General features: G+C 65.7%; 12 protein-coding genes. 3 read left to right on the plus strand and 9 right to left on the minus strand.

Going from position 1 to position 15,475, the window contains the following annotated elements:
• Positions 1-104 precede the first annotated feature (104 nt).
• From xylA to AWJ14_RS01925, 3 genes are read right to left on the minus strand one after another with little or no spacing between them, the layout of a single operon-like run.
• Positions 105-1,418: a xylose isomerase gene (gene xylA / locus AWJ14_RS01915; protein ID WP_066174161.1), complete on the minus strand. Its 1,314-nt coding sequence runs from the start codon at positions 1,416-1,418 to the stop codon at positions 105-107.
• Entirely contained in the window at positions 1,415-2,869 is a 1,455-nt protein-coding gene (gene xylB / locus AWJ14_RS01920) for a xylulokinase (RefSeq protein WP_066174164.1), read from the minus strand. The genes xylA and xylB overlap by 4 nt, the downstream gene beginning before the upstream one ends.
• A gap of 21 nt (positions 2,870-2,890) precedes the next feature.
• Complete coding sequence (locus AWJ14_RS01925) at positions 2,891-3,913, minus strand: LacI family DNA-binding transcriptional regulator (protein ID WP_066174171.1); 1,023 nt, start codon at positions 3,911-3,913, stop codon at positions 2,891-2,893.
• A 291-nt stretch (positions 3,914-4,204) separates the two neighbouring features.
• On the opposite strand from AWJ14_RS01925, the gene gltX reads away from it, so the two are divergent.
• Positions 4,205-5,677, plus strand: a complete 1,473-nt coding sequence (gene gltX / locus AWJ14_RS01930; protein WP_066174174.1) for a glutamate--tRNA ligase — start codon at positions 4,205-4,207, stop codon at positions 5,675-5,677.
• Between the two features lie 4 nt (positions 5,678-5,681).
• Positions 5,682-7,178 carry a lysine--tRNA ligase gene (lysS, locus tag AWJ14_RS01935; protein ID WP_066174176.1) on the plus strand — a complete coding sequence of 499 codons (1,497 nt, stop codon included), beginning with the start codon at positions 5,682-5,684 and terminating at the stop codon, positions 7,176-7,178.
• A 61-nt stretch (positions 7,179-7,239) separates the two neighbouring features.
• Here lysS and AWJ14_RS01940 read toward each other — a convergent pair whose 3' ends face one another.
• The 6 genes from AWJ14_RS01940 to AWJ14_RS01965 form a co-directional block, all read right to left on the minus strand.
• Positions 7,240-7,935 (minus strand): hypothetical protein, encoded by a 696-nt coding sequence (locus AWJ14_RS01940; RefSeq protein ID WP_066174179.1) that lies wholly within the window; start codon positions 7,933-7,935, stop codon positions 7,240-7,242.
• Positions 7,936-8,034: 99 nt separating this feature from the next.
• Positions 8,035-9,324, minus strand: coding sequence for an amidohydrolase family protein (locus tag AWJ14_RS01945; protein WP_066174182.1), 1,290 nt, complete (start codon positions 9,322-9,324; stop codon positions 8,035-8,037).
• Entirely contained in the window at positions 9,321-10,265 is a 945-nt protein-coding gene (locus tag AWJ14_RS01950) for an ABC transporter permease (protein ID WP_066174185.1), read from the minus strand. Before AWJ14_RS01950 ends, AWJ14_RS01945 begins: the two co-directional genes overlap by 4 nt.
• A 1-nt stretch (position 10,266) precedes the next feature.
• On the minus strand, positions 10,267-11,316 hold the full coding sequence (locus AWJ14_RS01955) for an ABC transporter permease (protein ID WP_066174188.1): 1,050 nt from the start codon (positions 11,314-11,316) through the stop codon (positions 10,267-10,269).
• Positions 11,306-12,856, minus strand: coding sequence for an ABC transporter ATP-binding protein (locus AWJ14_RS01960; RefSeq protein WP_066174192.1), 1,551 nt, complete (start codon positions 12,854-12,856; stop codon positions 11,306-11,308). Before AWJ14_RS01960 ends, AWJ14_RS01955 begins: the two co-directional genes overlap by 11 nt.
• A complete protein-coding gene (locus AWJ14_RS01965) occupies positions 12,856-13,893 on the minus strand; it encodes a BMP family protein (RefSeq protein ID WP_066174195.1) in 1,038 nt (345 codons plus the stop codon). Before AWJ14_RS01965 ends, AWJ14_RS01960 begins: the two co-directional genes overlap by 1 nt.
• 387 nt (positions 13,894-14,280) lie before the next feature.
• Here AWJ14_RS01965 and AWJ14_RS01970 point away from each other — a divergent pair, with 387 nt between their 5' ends.
• On the plus strand, positions 14,281-15,456 hold the full coding sequence (locus AWJ14_RS01970) for an acetate/propionate family kinase (RefSeq protein WP_066174810.1): 1,176 nt from the start codon (positions 14,281-14,283) through the stop codon (positions 15,454-15,456).
• The last annotated feature ends 19 nt before the right edge of the window (positions 15,457-15,475 follow it).

A 15,475-nucleotide genomic window follows, 5' to 3' on the forward strand; every position in this document is an offset into this window, starting at 1 on the left:
TTATGTCACCTGACGTGCACGTGCAAACAGGAAACGCCGGTCAAAGGCCGGCGTCGGCGGTTGCGGCGGCCCCCGAAAAGGGCCGCCGCACCCCGGGATCGCCGTCAAACGTAGCGATTAACGATGTTTTCGAGATATTCCTGCCGGCCGGATTTCGGCTGCGGGTTGATATCGGCGTTGGCGACATAGTCGGCGATGTCCGACAGGCTGTGCGAGCCGTCGAGCATCTTCTTGGCTTCGGGCGTGTCCCAACCCGCATAGCGCTTTTCGACGTGCCGGATGATCGTGCCGTCCTCGACCATCTTCGCGGCCGCCTTGAGCGCACGCGCGCAGGTGTCCATGCCGCCGATGTGGGCATAAAGCAGGTCTTCCGGATCGAGCGACTGGCGCCTGAGCTTGGCGTCGAAATTGGTGCCGCCGGTCGTAAACCCGCCGCCCTTGAGGATGGCGTAATAGGCGAGCGTCATCTCGGGCACATTGTTGGGGAACTGGTCGGTGTCCCAGCCGGACTGGTAGTCGTTGCGGTTCATGTCGATCGAGCCGAAGATGCCGAGCGCCTGGGCGAGTTCGAGTTCGTGCTCGAAGGAATGGCCGGCAAGGATCGCGTGGCCCTGCTCGATATTGACCTTCACCTCGTTTTCGAGACCGTGGCGCTTGAGGAAGCCATAGACGGTGGCGACGTCGTAGTCATACTGGTGCTTGGTCGGCTCCTGCGGCTTGGGCTCGATCAGGATCGTGCCCTTGAAGCCGATCTTGTGCTTGTAATCGACCACCAGGTTGAGGAAGCGGCCGAGCTGGGTGTCCTCGCGCTTGAGGTCGGTGTTGAGCAACGTCTCGTAGCCTTCGCGTCCGCCCCACAGCACATAGTTTGCGCCGCCGAGCTTGTGGGTGGCGTCGATGCAGGTCTTCACCGTGGCCGCGGCGAAGGCGAACACGTCGGGATCGGGATTGGTGGCGGCCCCGCCCATGTAGCGGCGGTTGGAGAACAGGTTGGCCGTGCCCCACAGAAGCTTGACGCCGGTGGCTTCCTGCTTGCGCGCGAAATAATCGACGATCTCTTCGAGATTGCGGGTGTTTTCGGCGAAATTGGCACCTTCCGGCCGCACATCGGCGTCATGGAAGCAGTAGAACGGCGAACCCAGCGCCTGGAACATCTCGAACGCCACGTCGGCCTTCATCTTGGCGAGCGACATGGTGTCGGCGGGAAACCAGGGACGCTCGAAGGTGCGGCCGCCGAACGGATCGCCGCCCTCCCAGGCGAAGGAATGCCAATAGGCGACGGCAAAGCGCAGATGGTCTTCCATGCGCTTGCCCATGACCATCTCATCGGCATTGTAGTGGCGGAAGGCGAGCGGATTGGTGCTCTCCGGCCCCTCGTATTTGATCCGGGTGACGTCTCCGAAAAATCCGGTACTCATGACATGGCTCCTTTGATTGCGGGATAGAGGGCGCGATACCGCCCATAGGCTTCATCGAAGGCCTGGGCGAGATCGCGATTGGGGTGAATGGTGGCATCGGTGGCGGGCTGGGTGCAGACCGCCAGCGGATCGGCATCTTCGGCGGCGATCAGGCCGAGCCGGGCTGCACCGAAGGCGGCCCCGAAATCCCCGCCTTCGGGAATATCGACCGGCAGGTTCAGGACCGTGGCCAGTGCTTCGAGCCAATAGAGCGAGCGCGAGCCGCCGCCGATGGCGGTCACGCGCGTGAGCGCGGTTCCGGCCTGGGCGAGCGCTTCGAGACTGTCGCGGAAGGCAAAGCACACGCCTTCGACCACCGCACGGGTCAGCGCCGCGCGATCGGATTCGTGCCCGAGCCCGGCAAAGGCGCCGCGGATCGCCGCGTCGTTGTGCGGCGTGCGCTCGCCCGAGAGATAAGGCAGGAACATCACCGAGCCGGGCGCCTGAAGGGTCTCGCCGAGTTCGCCGGTCAGCACCGCGGGGGCCGTCGAGGTCACGCCCGACAGCCAGTTGAGCGAATCGGTGGCCGACAGGATCACGCCCATCTGGTGCCAGGTGCCGGGCAGCGCATGGCAGAACGCATGCACCGCGCTGTCGGGATTGGGCAGATAGCGGCTGTTGGCGGCAAACAGCACGCCGGAGGTGCCGAGCGAGGCGAAGGCGTGGTTGTCGCCGACCGTGCCCATGCCGCAGGCCGAAGCCGCATTGTCGCCGGCGCCGCCGGCAACCGGAATGCCCGCAGGAAGCCCCAGTTCGGCGGCCACCTCGGCGCGAAGCGCGCCGGCGCGCTCCGTGCCTTCGACCAGCGCCGGCATATGGGAGCGATCGAGGCCGGACGCGGCAAGCAGGCCGTCGTCCCAGGCGCGCTTGCCGACATCGAGCCAGGACGTGCCGGCCGAATCCGACATCTCCGAAATTGCCTCGCCGGTCAGCCAGAGTCTGAGATAATCCTTCGGCAGCAGCACCTTGGCCACCCGCGCGAAAGCCTCGGGCTCGTGTCCGGCCATCCATTTGAGCTTCGGCGCGGTGAAGCCCGGGAACACGATATTGCCGGTCAGCCGCCGGAACTGCGGATCGGCGTCAAGCGCTGCGGCTTCCCGGAAGCTGCGGGTGTCGTTCCAGAGGATGCAGGGCCGGATCACACGGCCGTCGCGATCGATCGTGGTGGCGCCATGCATGTGGCCCGACAGCCCGATGCCCCGCACCCTGGCGAGGTCTGCAGCGTGGGTCTTGGCGAAGTCCGAGAGCGCGGCCCGGGTCGCCGCGATCCAGCTGTCGGGATCCTGCTCCGACCAACCCGGATGCGGCCGCTCGACCGTGAGCGGCGCGCTGGCAGACCCGACGATCCGCTGATTGTCGTCAATCAGCAGCGCCTTGAGCGAGGAGGTGCCGAGATCAAGCCCGAGATACATGTCACTGTGTCCTTTTCGTCGTCATGGCAGGTTGTCCCTGAGAAAGATGTCGATGCGGATGCGCTCCTGCTCGCTCAGCGGCGAGATCCCGTCGGCGTGGGCCTTGAGCACGCGGATGGCGCTGCGCACCTCGTGGCCGCAGTCCTGGTTGATGACCGCATCGAACACGCCGTCGCTGAGCGCCTGCCGTGAATGCTCGGTGACCTCGTGAGCGACGACGGAAAGCGTCCGGTCGCGACGGTGCGCCAGCGCCTCGATCAGGCCGCGATTGCCCGCGCCGAGATTGTAGATGGCGATGATGTCGGAAACCTGGTCGAGCGCGGATGTGACCGCGTCGCGGACGGTGTCGGCGTCGTCATTGGTCTCGATCGGGCCGACGATGTCGAGCCCCGGAAACTCCCTTCCGAGCACGGCCGCGAAGCCCGCGGCGCGGTCCATGTGGTCGGACAGGTTCATCGAGCCCGCCACCACCAGCACCTTGCCGCTCCGCCCGCCGCAGAACCGGCCGATCAGGTTGCCGGCCGTGCGTCCAGCGGCGACATTGTCGATGCCGCAGAAATGCACCCGCCGCGACCCGGGCAGGTCGGAAACGAGCGTCGCCACCTGCACGCCCTGGTCGCTCAGCCGGTCGACCGCAGCCCGAACCTCGGGCGTGTCGGTCGCCACCAGCGCCACACCGGACACCTGCTTCGGATCGAGCGCGTCGAGAACGCGGACGATTGCCGCCGGATCGAACGGCGGCACGGTCTCGATCCGGATCGCGGTGCGTTCGACGCCCGAACGCGCCATCGCCGAAGCGATCTCGCTTTCGAGCACGCGCATGAAGCTGTTCGGCCCCGAGGGAATGATGAAGACCAAGGGATAGACCCGCCGGCGCGCGAGATTGGCGGCGGTGACGTCGCGCACATAGCCGAGCCGGGTGACCGCGTTCTCGACCTTCTCCACCGTCTGCCGCCTGACCCCCGGCCGGCGGTTGAGCACCCGGTCGACGGTGGCCAGGCTGACGCCGGCTTCTGCAGCAATGTCGTGCACCGTGGGCCGCATGATCTCCTCCTGGGCGCGTTCTAGACGAATTTCTGAGGTACGTAAATCAGAAATCCGGTCCGAGGCCCGGCGACAGGCCGCGGCGCGTTGCCGCTTCCCGCACATCCGCCGACCGGGCGAAGCCCGCGGATGGCCGCCATACTTGACGCAACCGGCGCAATATGGCCTAAGGCCAGCGCCCGCAGATCACCGCCGCGCCTTGCCTTGGCCGCAGCGTCCCACGCGGGCGGACGCCGCCGGCAAATGCCGCCGCGCGCATATTCCAACGGACCTGAAAGCGGGCGAAACCAGATGGCCAACACAGCAACGCGGGTGCGCATCGCACCGTCTCCGACCGGCGAACCCCATGTGGGCACCGCCTATATCGCGCTGTTCAATTATTTGTTCGCGAAGAAACACGGCGGCGAATTCATCCTCAGGATCGAGGACACCGACGCCACCCGCTCGACGCCCGAATTCGAACGCAAGGTGCTCGACGCGCTCAAATGGTGCGGCCTCACCTGGTCGGAAGGCCCCGATGTCGGCGGCCCCTACGGCCCCTACCGCCAGTCCGAGCGCAAGGACATCTACAAGGAATATGTCGACAGGATCGTCGACAACGGCCACGGGTTCCGCTGCTTCTGCACACCCGAGCAGCTCGACGAAATGCGCGCCGCCCAGCGCGCCGCCGGCAAGCCGCCGAAATATGACGGCCGCTGCCTATCGCTGACGGCCGAGGAAGTCACCACGCGCATGAACGCGGGCGAACCCTCGGTGGTGCGCATGAAGATCCCGACCGAAGGCTCCTGCAAGTTCGTGGACGGCGTCTATGGCGAGGTCGACATTCCGTGGGACGCGGTCGACATGCAGGTCCTGCTCAAGGCCGACGGCATGCCGACCTACCACATGGCGAACGTGGTCGATGACCACCTGATGAAGATCACCCATGTGGCCCGCGGCGAGGAATGGCTGTCCTCGGTGCCCAAGCACATCCTGATCTACCAGTATCTCGGGCTTGAGCCGCCGGTGTTCATGCACCTGTCGCTGATGCGCAATGCCGACAAGTCGAAACTGTCGAAGCGCAAGAACCCGACCTCGATTTCCTATTACGCGGCGCTCGGCATCCTGCCCGAGGCGCTGATGAACTTCCTCGGCCTGTTCTTCATGCAGATCGACGAGGGCGAGGAAATGCTGACCATGGATCAGCTCGCCGAGCGCTTCGACCCGGAAAACCTGTCCAAGGCCGGTGCGATCTTCGACCTGCAGAAGCTCGATTGGCTCAATGGCCGCTGGCTGCGCGAAGGTATTTCCGAAACCGAGTTCGTCGCGCGCGTTCTCGCCTGGGCGCAGGAGAACGACCGCTTCGGCGCGGGCATGCGGCTCGCCCAGTCGCGCATCACCAAGCTCTCTGACCTGCCCGATCTGACCGGCTTCCTGCTCAAGGGCGACCTGGGCCTCACCGCGGCCGATTTCGCGGGCATCAAGAAGGTGTCGCTCGAGGACGTGCTCCGGATCCTGCAGGAGGTGCAGCCGGCGCTCGAAACCGTGTTCGAGTGGAACGCCGAGAGCGTGGAAGCCGAACTGCGTGCCGTCTCCGAGCGCACCGACATCAAGCTGCGCAATCTGCTCGCACCGCTGTTCATCGCCGTCTCCGGCTCGTCGCGTTCACTGCCGCTGTTCGACTCCATGGCCATTCTCGGCCGCTCCGTGGTCCGCCAGCGCCTCAAGCAGGCGGAAACCGCCGTCAAGGCGGGCGTCGACGCGGCCACTGCAAACAACGGGTAATCCAATGACCGACACCACGACCGAAGCCGGCCTGTCCTCCGACGTCACCGAAGTCCGCGCCCAGAAGCTCGCGAAGCTCCGCGAAACGGTGGCCGAGGTCTATCCGGCGCATTTTCACCGCACGCTCACCAATGCGGAACTGGCGGAGAAATACGAAGGCATCGAGCCCGATACGCTGACGGGCGACATCGTCACGGTCGCGGGCCGGGTCTATTCCTCGCGCAATTCCGGCATGTTCATCGACATCCACGACGCGTCGGGCAAGGTGCAGATCTTCAGCCACAAGGACACCACGCCCGAAGAGGCGCGCGCGCTCCTGCCGCTGATCGATCTCGGCGACATCATCGGCGTGACCGGCGAAGTCCGCCGCACCAAGCGCGGCGAACTCACCGTGAATGCGCATGAGATCACCATGCTCACCAAGTCGCTGCTGCCGATGCCGGAAAAGTGGCACGGGCTCACCGACATCGAGCTGCGCTACCGCAAGCGCCACCTCGACATCATGACCAACGATGATTCGAAGCTGCGTTTCCAGCAGCGCTCGAAGATCGTCTCCGGCATCCGCCGCTTCATGGAAGACGACGGCTTCATGGAAGTCGAGACGCCGATGCTGCACTCGGTCTATGGCGGCGCCACCGCGGAACCGTTCAAGACCCACCACAACACGCTCAAGCTCGACATGTATCTGCGCATCGCGCCGGAACTGTTCCTGAAGCGCACGTTGGTCTCCGGCCTCACCGACAAGGTGTTCGAAATCAACCGCAACTTCCGCAACGAGGGCGTGTCGACACGGCACAATCCCGAGTTCACCATGATGGAATGCTACTGGGCCTATGCCGATTACGAGGACATCATGGGCCTGGTGGAGCGGATGTTCGAAAAGCTCGCGCTGACGATCCACGGCTCGACCGAATTCCCCTATGGCGACAAGCAGATCTCCTTCAAGGGTCCGTTCCGGCGGGTGCCGATGCCGGACGCGGTCAAGGATGTCACCGGCATCGATTTCCGCGCGATCGCCACCGACGAGGAAGCCCGGGCCGCCACCCGCGCCGCCGGCTTCGAGATCGAGGACGACTGGACCTGGGGCGAATGCCTGGCCTTCATCTTCGAGGAGAAGGTCGAGGAGACGCTGATCCAGCCTGCGCATGTGACGCACTTCCCCAAGGACATCTCGCCCTTCGCCAAGGAAGTGCCGGGCGAGCCGCGCCTGGTCGAGCGGTTCGAGACCTATTGCAACGCCTGGGAGCTGGGCAACGCCTTTTCGGAGCTCAACGATCCGGAAGAGCAGCGCAAGCGCATGGTCGAGCAGCTGGAGCAGGCGCACGCCCGCGGCGAAAGCGAAAAGCAGCTCGACGAGGAATTCCTGGACGCCATCGACCAGGGCATGCCGCCCGCGGGCGGGCTCGGCATCGGCGTCGATCGGCTGATCATGCTGTTGACCAACGCGCCCTCGATCCGCGACGTGATCCTGTTTCCCGCACGCAAGAACCGGGCGGACTGAGGCCGCCTTGTGGCAATTGTGACAGAGTGAAGTCTATTGCTGATTGCGGCGCTTGCCGCGATCAGTGACTCGGGGCCGCGTGACCGGCCGCAGGCGCTTCATGGCCGCCGGCAGGCTCGCCATGGCCGCTGGCCGCGGGTTCGCCATGGCCTCCGGCGGAAGCCGTCTGCGGCGCTTCGTCCACCTTGTCGCCGTCGCAGCCCTCGACCAGTTCGATCTCGTGATTGACCGTTTCGAGATCGGCAAGCCGCATGTCGATCCGGGTTCCGAAATAGAAGCCGGTCTCGGTCGGCTGCGCATCGACATAGCGCGCTTCCCAGGGCTTGCTGGTGGCCATGGTCTTGCCCGGATTGGGCGCATGCACGATTTCCGCGCCAATCGCCTCTCCACGCAGGTCCGCGCGCAGGGTCGGGCCGTGATCGTCGGCGACCTGCACGATGACGAGATCCGGATGCAGGGTTTCGGCCAGGTGGCGGGCGATGCGCATGCCGGTGCGCACGCGCGAGCGTGGCTCGCGGTCGTCGGTGGCAATGACGGCGATCAGCCGCTTTTCCTCACCGCGCCGGAATTCGGATTGATAGAGCGTCTTGCAGTGACCGCCGGTGGCGGCCTCCTCGCCCGGCAACAGGCTGGCCGGTGCGAACATCAGGGCGGCGGTTCCCGAAGCACCGAGCACGAGCAGGAATCCGCCCGACAGAAGCGCGAGCTTGCGGGAAAATCTGAACGCATGGAACAACCGGCGCTTTGCAGCGGCCATACTCGAAACACCTTGTACGCATAACTACTCCACGCATCCTACACCTGCGCGCTTTCACAATCGTTAACCCGCTCACAGGCCGACCGGCGGCCCCGCGTGTCAAGTTGGTGCAGGTACCCTGAAACGGCGATCGATCTCGCCTTCCCGGCCCGGCAGATCGAGCCGCATCGGCGAGCGCATGCGCCGGGCGATCACCCTGCCCCGCGCCATGACCAGGAGCCGGTCCGCCCTCAGGCGAATGGCTTCGACCGGATCGCCAGCATCGAGCACCACCAGATCCGCGCGCTTGCCGGTCTCGAGCCCGTACTCCTCAAGCCCCATGATCGCCGCACTCTGGCTCGTGACCATCTCGTAGCAGCGGCGCATCTGAGCAGGGCTCGTCATCTGCGCCACGTGCAGGCCCATGAAGGCCACGTCCAGCATGTCGGCGGTGCCGAGCGAATACCACGGGTCGAGCACGCAGTCCTGCCCGAAGCCGACGCGGATGCCGTGGCTCAGCATTTCCGGCACCCGTGTCATGCCGCGCCGCTTGGGATAGGTGTCATGGCGGCCCTGCAGCGTGATGTTGATCAGCGGATTGGGGATCGCCGCAACTTCGGCCTCGGCGATCAGCGGCAGCAGCTTGGAGACGTAGTAATTGTCCATCGAATGCATCGAGGTCAGGTGCGAGCCCGCCACGCGCCCCTGAAGCCCGAGCCGCTGGGTCTCGTAGGCCAGTTGCTCGATATGGCGCGACAGCGGATCGTCGGTCTCGTCGCAATGCATGTCGACCATCAGCCCGCGCTCTGCCGCGATCTCGCAGAGGTCGGTGACCGAGGCACGGCCGTCGGCCATGGTGCGCTCGAAATGCGGAATGCCTCCGACCACGTCGACGCCGAGATCGAGCGCGCGAATGGTGTTCTCGCGCGCGCCCGCCGAGCGATAGAGCCCGTCCTGCGGGAAGGCGACCAGTTGCAGGTCGATATAAGAGGCGATCTCCTTCCTGACCTCGAGCAGCGCCTCGACCGCGAGCAACCGGTCGTCGCAGACATCGACATGGGTGCGGATCGCGAGCAACCCCATGGAGGCCGCCCAGTCGCAATAGGCGAGCGCCCGCTGCTTCACCGCCTCATGGGTCAGAAGCGGCTTGAGTTCGCCCCACAGCCCGATGCCTTCGAGCAGCGTGCCCGAGGCATTGATCCGCGGCAGGCCGTAGGACAACGTGGCATCCATGTGGAAATGCGGATCGACAAAGGGCGGCGACACGAGGTTGCCTGCAACATCGATGATCTCGCCCGCCTCACCTTCGAGCGAGGGCGCAATCGCGGCGATGCGGTCGCCCGAAATGCCGATATCGGCCGTGGTTCCGTCCGGCAGCATGCCGCCCTTGAGCAGGATATCGAAACTCATCTTTCGCCTTTCTGGTAGGGGGTCATCAGCGCCTTGGGGTAGCTTGCCCGCCGGGCAACGACCACAAGCGCCACGATCGAGAGCACGAACGGCATCATCAGGAAGATCTGGGAGGGAATGACCCCGCCGGTGATCTGCTGCAGCCGAACCTGATAGGCATCGAAAGCTGCAAACAGGATGGCGCCGAGCAGCGCCTTGCCCGGCCGCCAGGAGCCGAACACCACCAGCGCGATGGCGATCCAGCCGCGGCCGTTGATCATCTCGAAGAAAAACGAGTTGAAGGCGGACATGGTCAGGAACGCGCCACCGACGGCCATCAGCGCCGAGCCCGCCATCACTGCGCCCATGCGCACGGCGGTGACCGAGATGCCCTGCGCTTCCACCGCAGCGGGGTTTTCCCCCACCGCCCGCACCGCCACGCCGACGGGCGTGCGGTAGAGCACGAAGGCCACAGCCGCGACAGAGAGATAGGCGAGATAGGTGAGCGGGGTCTGGTTGAACAGCGCCGGACCCAGCACCGGAATGTCCGACAGCACCAGCACGGGGAGCGGCTGGAACGGCTCGATCTTCGGCGGCGAGGTCACTTCCGGCAGCAGGATCCGGTAGGTGAAATAGGTGAGGCTCGAGGCCAACAGCGTAATCCCGATGCCGGTCACGTGCTGCGACAGGCCGAGCGGTACGGTCAGGAACCCGTGCAGGAACCCGAAGGCGGCCCCAGTCAACGCCGCGACCAGCACGCCGGTCCACAGGTCTCCGCCCATATAGACGGTAAACCAGCCGGTAAACGCACCGGCCACCATGATCCCCTCGATGCCGAGATTGAGCACGCCCGCGCGCTCGCAGATCAGCTCCCCCATGGTGGCAAAGATCAGCGGCGAGGCGATGCGGATGGCGGCGACCCAGAAGCTGACGGTGAACAGGATGTCGAAGGCTTCGCTCATGTCACCTCCAGCGCACGCGGTAGCGCATCAGCATGATCGCCGCGACCATGGTCAGGAGCGAGGTCGCCACCATCACCTGGGCGATGTAGCTCGGCACATTGGCGCTGCGGCTCATGGCATCGGCGCCGACGAAGATGCCGGCCACGAAGATCGCAGCGGCCACCACCCCGAGCGGATTGAGCATCGCCAGCATCGCGACGACGATGCCGGTGTAGCCGTAGCCCGGCGACAGATCGAGCGTGAGATTGCCCTTGAGCCCTGCGACCTCCGAGAAGCCAGCGAGCGCCGCGAGCCCGCCCGACAGAAGCGCCGTCTTGACGATCACCCGGTTGACCGGGATGCCGGCGAAGCGGGCGGCTTCCGCGTTGTGGCCGACGGCGCGCATCTCGTAGCCGAGCACGGTCTTCTTCATGATCACCCAGACCACGATCGCGGAGGCCAGCGCGAGGACGAAGCCGAAATGCAGCCGCTTGCCCTTGATCAGACGCGGCAGCTGCGCATCCGCAATCACCCGCTGCGACTGCGGCCAGCCGAGCCCCATCGGGTCCTTGAGCGGGCCTTCAAGCAGCATCGAGACGAACAGGAGCACGATGAAATTGAGAAGCAGCGTCGTCACCACTTCGTCGACGCCGAACCGGGTCTTGAGCACCGCCGGGCCGAGCAGCGCCAGCGCGCCGGTGAGCATCGCGGCGATCATGATCAGCGGGATCAGGCCGGCAGACGGCATCGCGACCGCGCCGGTGCCGAGCACCACCGTCATCACCGCGCCGAGATAGAGTTGCGCCTCGGCGCCGATGTTCCAGAGCCGCGCGCGGAAGGCGACGGCCACCGCGAGCCCGGTGAAGATCAGCGGCGTGGCACGGGTCAGCGTTTCGAGAAGCGCAAACTGCGAGCCCGCCGCCCCCTTGAACACCAGCCAGAACACCGTGAGCGGCGAGGCGCCGGCGAGCATCACCAGCAACGAGGAGATGAGCAGCGTCGCCACGATCGCGCCCGCAGGCCACAGCAGGGTCGCGGCGGGCGAAGCCGATGCCCTCGGTTCAAGCCGCATGGGGCGCTCCCTCGTCAGGGCCGTGGCCGGCCATCAGTTCTCCGAGTTCCATGACGCTGAGTTCGCCCCGGGCGGAAGGTTTCGAGAGCTGCCCCCGATGCATCACCACGATCCGGTCGGACAGCGTCTGGATCTCGTCGAGATCCTCGGAAATCACCAGCACGGCCGCCCCCCGGTCGCGCGCCTCGATCAGCCGGGCATGCACATAGGCGACCGCGCCGACGTCGAGCCCGCGCGTAGGCTGGCTTGCGAGGATGATATCCGGATTGCCGTCGAACGCGCGGCCGAGGATCAGCTTCTGCATGTTGCCGCCGGAAAGGAGCCGCACCCGCGCATCCGCGGACGGGCATTTGACGTCATAGGCCCTGATGATCTCGTCGGCGAAGCCGGAGGCGGCTTTCCAGTTGAGAAAGCCGAAGCGGGAGAAGCGCGGGCTGCGATAGGCTTCGGAAATCACGTTCTCGGCCACGCTCATGTCGCCGATCATGCCGGTGGCGTGGCGGTCTTCGGGAATGCGGCCGAGCCCGTTGTCGAGCGCCGCGCGCGGCGACCACTCGCCCACATGTGTGCCGTGCACGACGATCTCGCCCTCGCGCGCGTCGAGCGTGCCGGAAATCAGCGCCGCGAGCGCCGCCTGGCCATTGCCCGAGATTCCGGCAAGACCGGTGATCTCGCCGCCGCGAAGGCTGAGCGAGACCTGTTTGAGCGCAGCGCCACCGAGGGCCGGCGTGGAAACACCCTTGAGTTCGAACAGAACGGCGCCAGGATGGGGCGGGCCGATCTCGTTGACCGGCAATTGTCCGCCGACCATCAGTTCCGCGAGTTCCCGGCGTGTCGCCTCGGAGGTCTTGCGTTCGCCGGCAAGCCTGCCGCCGCGCAGCACCACCACCCGGTCGGAGACCGCCTGCACCTCGCCGAGCTTGTGGGAAATGAAGATCACCGACAGGCCCGCCGCCACCAGCTTCTTGAGCGTGGCAAACAGCGCGTCGGTTTCCATCGGCGTCAGCACCGCCGTGGGTTCGTCGAGAATGAGGATGCGGGCTTCGCGGTAGAGCGCCTTCAGGATTTCCACCCGCTGGCGCTCGCCCACCGACAGATCCGTGATCATCCGGTCGGGCTCGACCTCAAGCCCGTAATCGGCCGCGAGCTTGCGGATCTTCGCCCGCGCCTGCGCCTTGCCGAGCGAGAGCGACCAGATCGGCCGGGTGCCGAGCACGATGTTTTCGAGCACGGTCATCTGGTCGGCGAGCGTGAAATGCTGGTGCACCATGCCGATGCCGGCGCCGAGCGCCGCATGCGGGTCGCCCGGCGGCAGCGGCTTGCCGAAGGCCTCGATTTCGCCCTCGTCGGCCGTGTAGTGCCCGAACAGGATGTTCATCAACGTGGTCTTGCCGGCGCCGTTTTCGCCAAGCAGCGCCACCACCTCGCCGCGCCGGAGCGTGAGCGAGATCGCGTCATTGGCGACGAGCGCGCCAAATCTCTTGGTGATGCCCGAGAGGCGGAGAACCGTCTCCGCCTCCGGGCTCTGACTGGTGTCCATCAGTTGGACTTGGGCTCTTCGTCGTTGATCTCGACCACGAAGGAGCCGTCCTTGATCGCGGCTTCCCGCTCGGCGACCAGCTTGAGCGCCTCTTCCGGCACCTTGCCCTCGAAGGTTCCGAGCGGAGCGAGCGAAGAGCCGCCTTCCTTCATGAAGGAATAGACGCCGTAGTTCTCGGCCTTGAACGTGCCGGCCTTGACCATCTCGATGGCGTGGTCGAGCGTCGGCTCGAAATGCCACAGGGCGGAGGCCACCACGGTGTCGGGATAATCGGACTGCGTGTCGATCACGTTGCCGATCGCCAGCACGCCCTTTTCCTTGGCCGCATCGGACACGCCGAAACGCTCCGCATAGAGGATGTCGGCACCACCGTCGATCTGGGCGAAAGCGGTTTCCTTGGCCTTTGGCGGATCGAACCAGGAACCGATGAAGGCCACCTGGAATTTGGCGTCCGGCGCTGTTTCCTTCACGCCGGCCATGAAGGCATGCATCAGGCGGTTGACTTCCGGGATCGGAAAGCCGCCGACCATGCCCATGTTCTTCGACTTGGACATGGCGCCGGCGATGATGCCGGACAGGTAGGAGGCATCCTGGATGTAGTTGTCGAACACCGAGAAGTTCGGCACATCGTCCCGCGGCATGAAGCTCGAGCCCATCAGAAACGCGGTCTCCGGATAGTCTGCGGCGACTTGCCGCGCGGCTTCCTCGACGCCGAAGACTTCGCCAATGATGAGATCATGGCCGGCCTCGGCATATTCGCGCATGACGCGCTCGTAATCGTTGTTGGAGGTGTTTTCGGAAAACACATACTCGATGTCGCCGCGCTCGACCGCGGCATTGGCGGCCTTGTGAATGCGGCTCACCCATTGCTGTTCGACCGGCACGGTGTAGATGGCGGCCACCTTGACCGGGCCTTCGGCGCGGGCCTTGGCGAGGCCTCCGGGCAATGCGAGGGCCGCAGCCCCCGCAGCCGTCCCGGCCAGCATCTGGCGGCGGGTAAGCGAAGGGAAACGGCTGGATCTGGGGAATGTGGTCATGGCTGACGCTCCTGTTGAACGGTGAGGTATCTGAACCCGCCTTGTTTTTTATCAAACGTTAAAACGCGCCAACCCGCTTTGGCAACAGGAGTCGCGGACACGGCGCACCGGAGCTGTGCACAAGTCGCCGGGCCGTCCGCCTGCCAGTGCCGGCCCCTGTGCCAGCCCTCGTGCCGGGCCCGGTTCCGGCCCGCGTTCCGCGCCTCGGGCAATCGTGTCCCGGCTGCCCGAACTTGCCCAGGTGATCGCGGCGGATTTGGTGGGCTGGTCGCTTCCAATCGGACGCATCAGACAGTAGACAACAGGGCGGGAGGGGCGGTGATCGTCCCCATGACCTTGGATGCCGGCGCAAAGCCGGCCACTGTGAGCAAAAAGGACGCGACACAGATGAGCGATAGCGCCTGCCCTGGCCTGCTGGCCCTCAACTGCGGTTCATCCTCGATCAAATACGCGGTTTTTGCGCCTGACATGCGGCGGACGCTTTCGGGGCTGGTCGAGGCCATCGGCAACGGTCAGGCGCCCAGGCTGGTGCGGCCCGGCGAACGGCCCGTGCCTTTCGGCGCTCCCGAACACACCCACAAGGACCTGCTCCCGAAACTGATCGAGGAGATCATCCTGCCGCAGGCCGGCACGATCGCCGGTGTCGGCCATCGCGTGGTGCATGGCGGCGATCGCTTCCACGCGCCTGTCGCCATCGATGACCGCAACCGGGCGGAGATCGCCGCGCTGTCGCCGCTGGCGCCGGGTCACCAGCCGCACAATCTGGCCGGGATCGACGCGGCCAAGGCGGCACTGCCCGGTGTGCTTCAGGTCGCCTGCTTCGACACGGCCTTCCATGCAAACGTGCCGGCGGTGCGCCGCGAGATGCCGCTGCCGCGCAGTTATGCCAAACAGGGCCTGATCCGCTACGGATTTCACGGCCTGTCCTACGAGCACGTCGCCGACACCCTGCCCCGCCTCGGCCTCGCCGAGGGGCGCGTCGTCGCCTGCCACCTGGGCAACGGCTCCTCGATCAGCGGCATGATCGACGGCGTCAGCCGCTGGACCTCGATGGGCTTCACCCCGCTCGACGGGCTGATGATGGGCCAGCGCCCTGGCAGGCTCGATCCCGGCGCCATGCTCTGGCTGCTCGAAGATTTCGCAGGCGACACCGCAAAGCTCAGTTCGCTGCTCTATCACAAATGCGGGCTTTCAGGCGTTTCCGGCATTTCCGGTGACATGCGCACCCTGCTTGCCAGCGCCGAAAGCGATGCCGCCTTTGCCGTCGAAATGTTCGTGGACCGGCTGGTCACGGAAATCGGCGGGGCGGCCGCCAGCCTGGGAGGGATCGATGCGCTGGTCTTCTCCGGCGGCATTGGCGAAAACGCAAGCCCGATACGCGCCATGGCGCTCTCGCGCCTGGCCTGGCTCGGCTTCACCCTCGATGCCGCAGCCAATGATGCCGGCGCCGAGCGTCTGACGACCGGCGACAGCCCCCGGCACGCCTATGTGGTCAAGGCCGACGAGGAAGTCGTGATCGCCACGGCCGTGGCCCAGATGCTGGGGCAGCACGTCGTGGCCTGAGCCCGGGCGCAGTCCTACG

It is taken from the genome of Parahoeflea olei, from assembly GCF_001703635.1.
Taxonomy (GTDB): Bacteria; Pseudomonadota; Alphaproteobacteria; order Rhizobiales; family Rhizobiaceae; genus Hoeflea; species Hoeflea olei.

Excerpts from the sequence above, each read along its gene's own strand:
- xylA (WP_066174161.1), bottom strand. The coding sequence starts at position 1,418 with ATGAGTACCGGATTTTTCGGAGACGTCACCCGGATCAAATACGAGGGG.
- xylB (WP_066174164.1), bottom strand. The coding sequence starts at position 2,869 with ATGTATCTCGGGCTTGATCTCGGCACCTCCTCGCTCAAGGCGCTGCTG.
- AWJ14_RS01925 (WP_066174171.1), bottom strand. The coding sequence starts at position 3,913 with ATGCGGCCCACGGTGCACGACATTGCTGCAGAAGCCGGCGTCAGCCTG.
- gltX (WP_066174174.1), top strand. The coding sequence starts at position 4,205 with ATGGCCAACACAGCAACGCGGGTGCGCATCGCACCGTCTCCGACCGGC.
- lysS (WP_066174176.1), top strand. The coding sequence starts at position 5,682 with ATGACCGACACCACGACCGAAGCCGGCCTGTCCTCCGACGTCACCGAA.
- AWJ14_RS01940 (WP_066174179.1), bottom strand. The coding sequence starts at position 7,935 with ATGGCCGCTGCAAAGCGCCGGTTGTTCCATGCGTTCAGATTTTCCCGC.
- AWJ14_RS01945 (WP_066174182.1), bottom strand. The coding sequence starts at position 9,324 with ATGAGTTTCGATATCCTGCTCAAGGGCGGCATGCTGCCGGACGGAACC.
- AWJ14_RS01950 (WP_066174185.1), bottom strand. The coding sequence starts at position 10,265 with ATGAGCGAAGCCTTCGACATCCTGTTCACCGTCAGCTTCTGGGTCGCC.
- AWJ14_RS01955 (WP_066174188.1), bottom strand. The coding sequence starts at position 11,316 with ATGCGGCTTGAACCGAGGGCATCGGCTTCGCCCGCCGCGACCCTGCTG.
- AWJ14_RS01960 (WP_066174192.1), bottom strand. The coding sequence starts at position 12,856 with ATGGACACCAGTCAGAGCCCGGAGGCGGAGACGGTTCTCCGCCTCTCG.
- AWJ14_RS01965 (WP_066174195.1), bottom strand. The coding sequence starts at position 13,893 with ATGACCACATTCCCCAGATCCAGCCGTTTCCCTTCGCTTACCCGCCGC.
- AWJ14_RS01970 (WP_066174810.1), top strand. The coding sequence starts at position 14,281 with ATGAGCGATAGCGCCTGCCCTGGCCTGCTGGCCCTCAACTGCGGTTCA.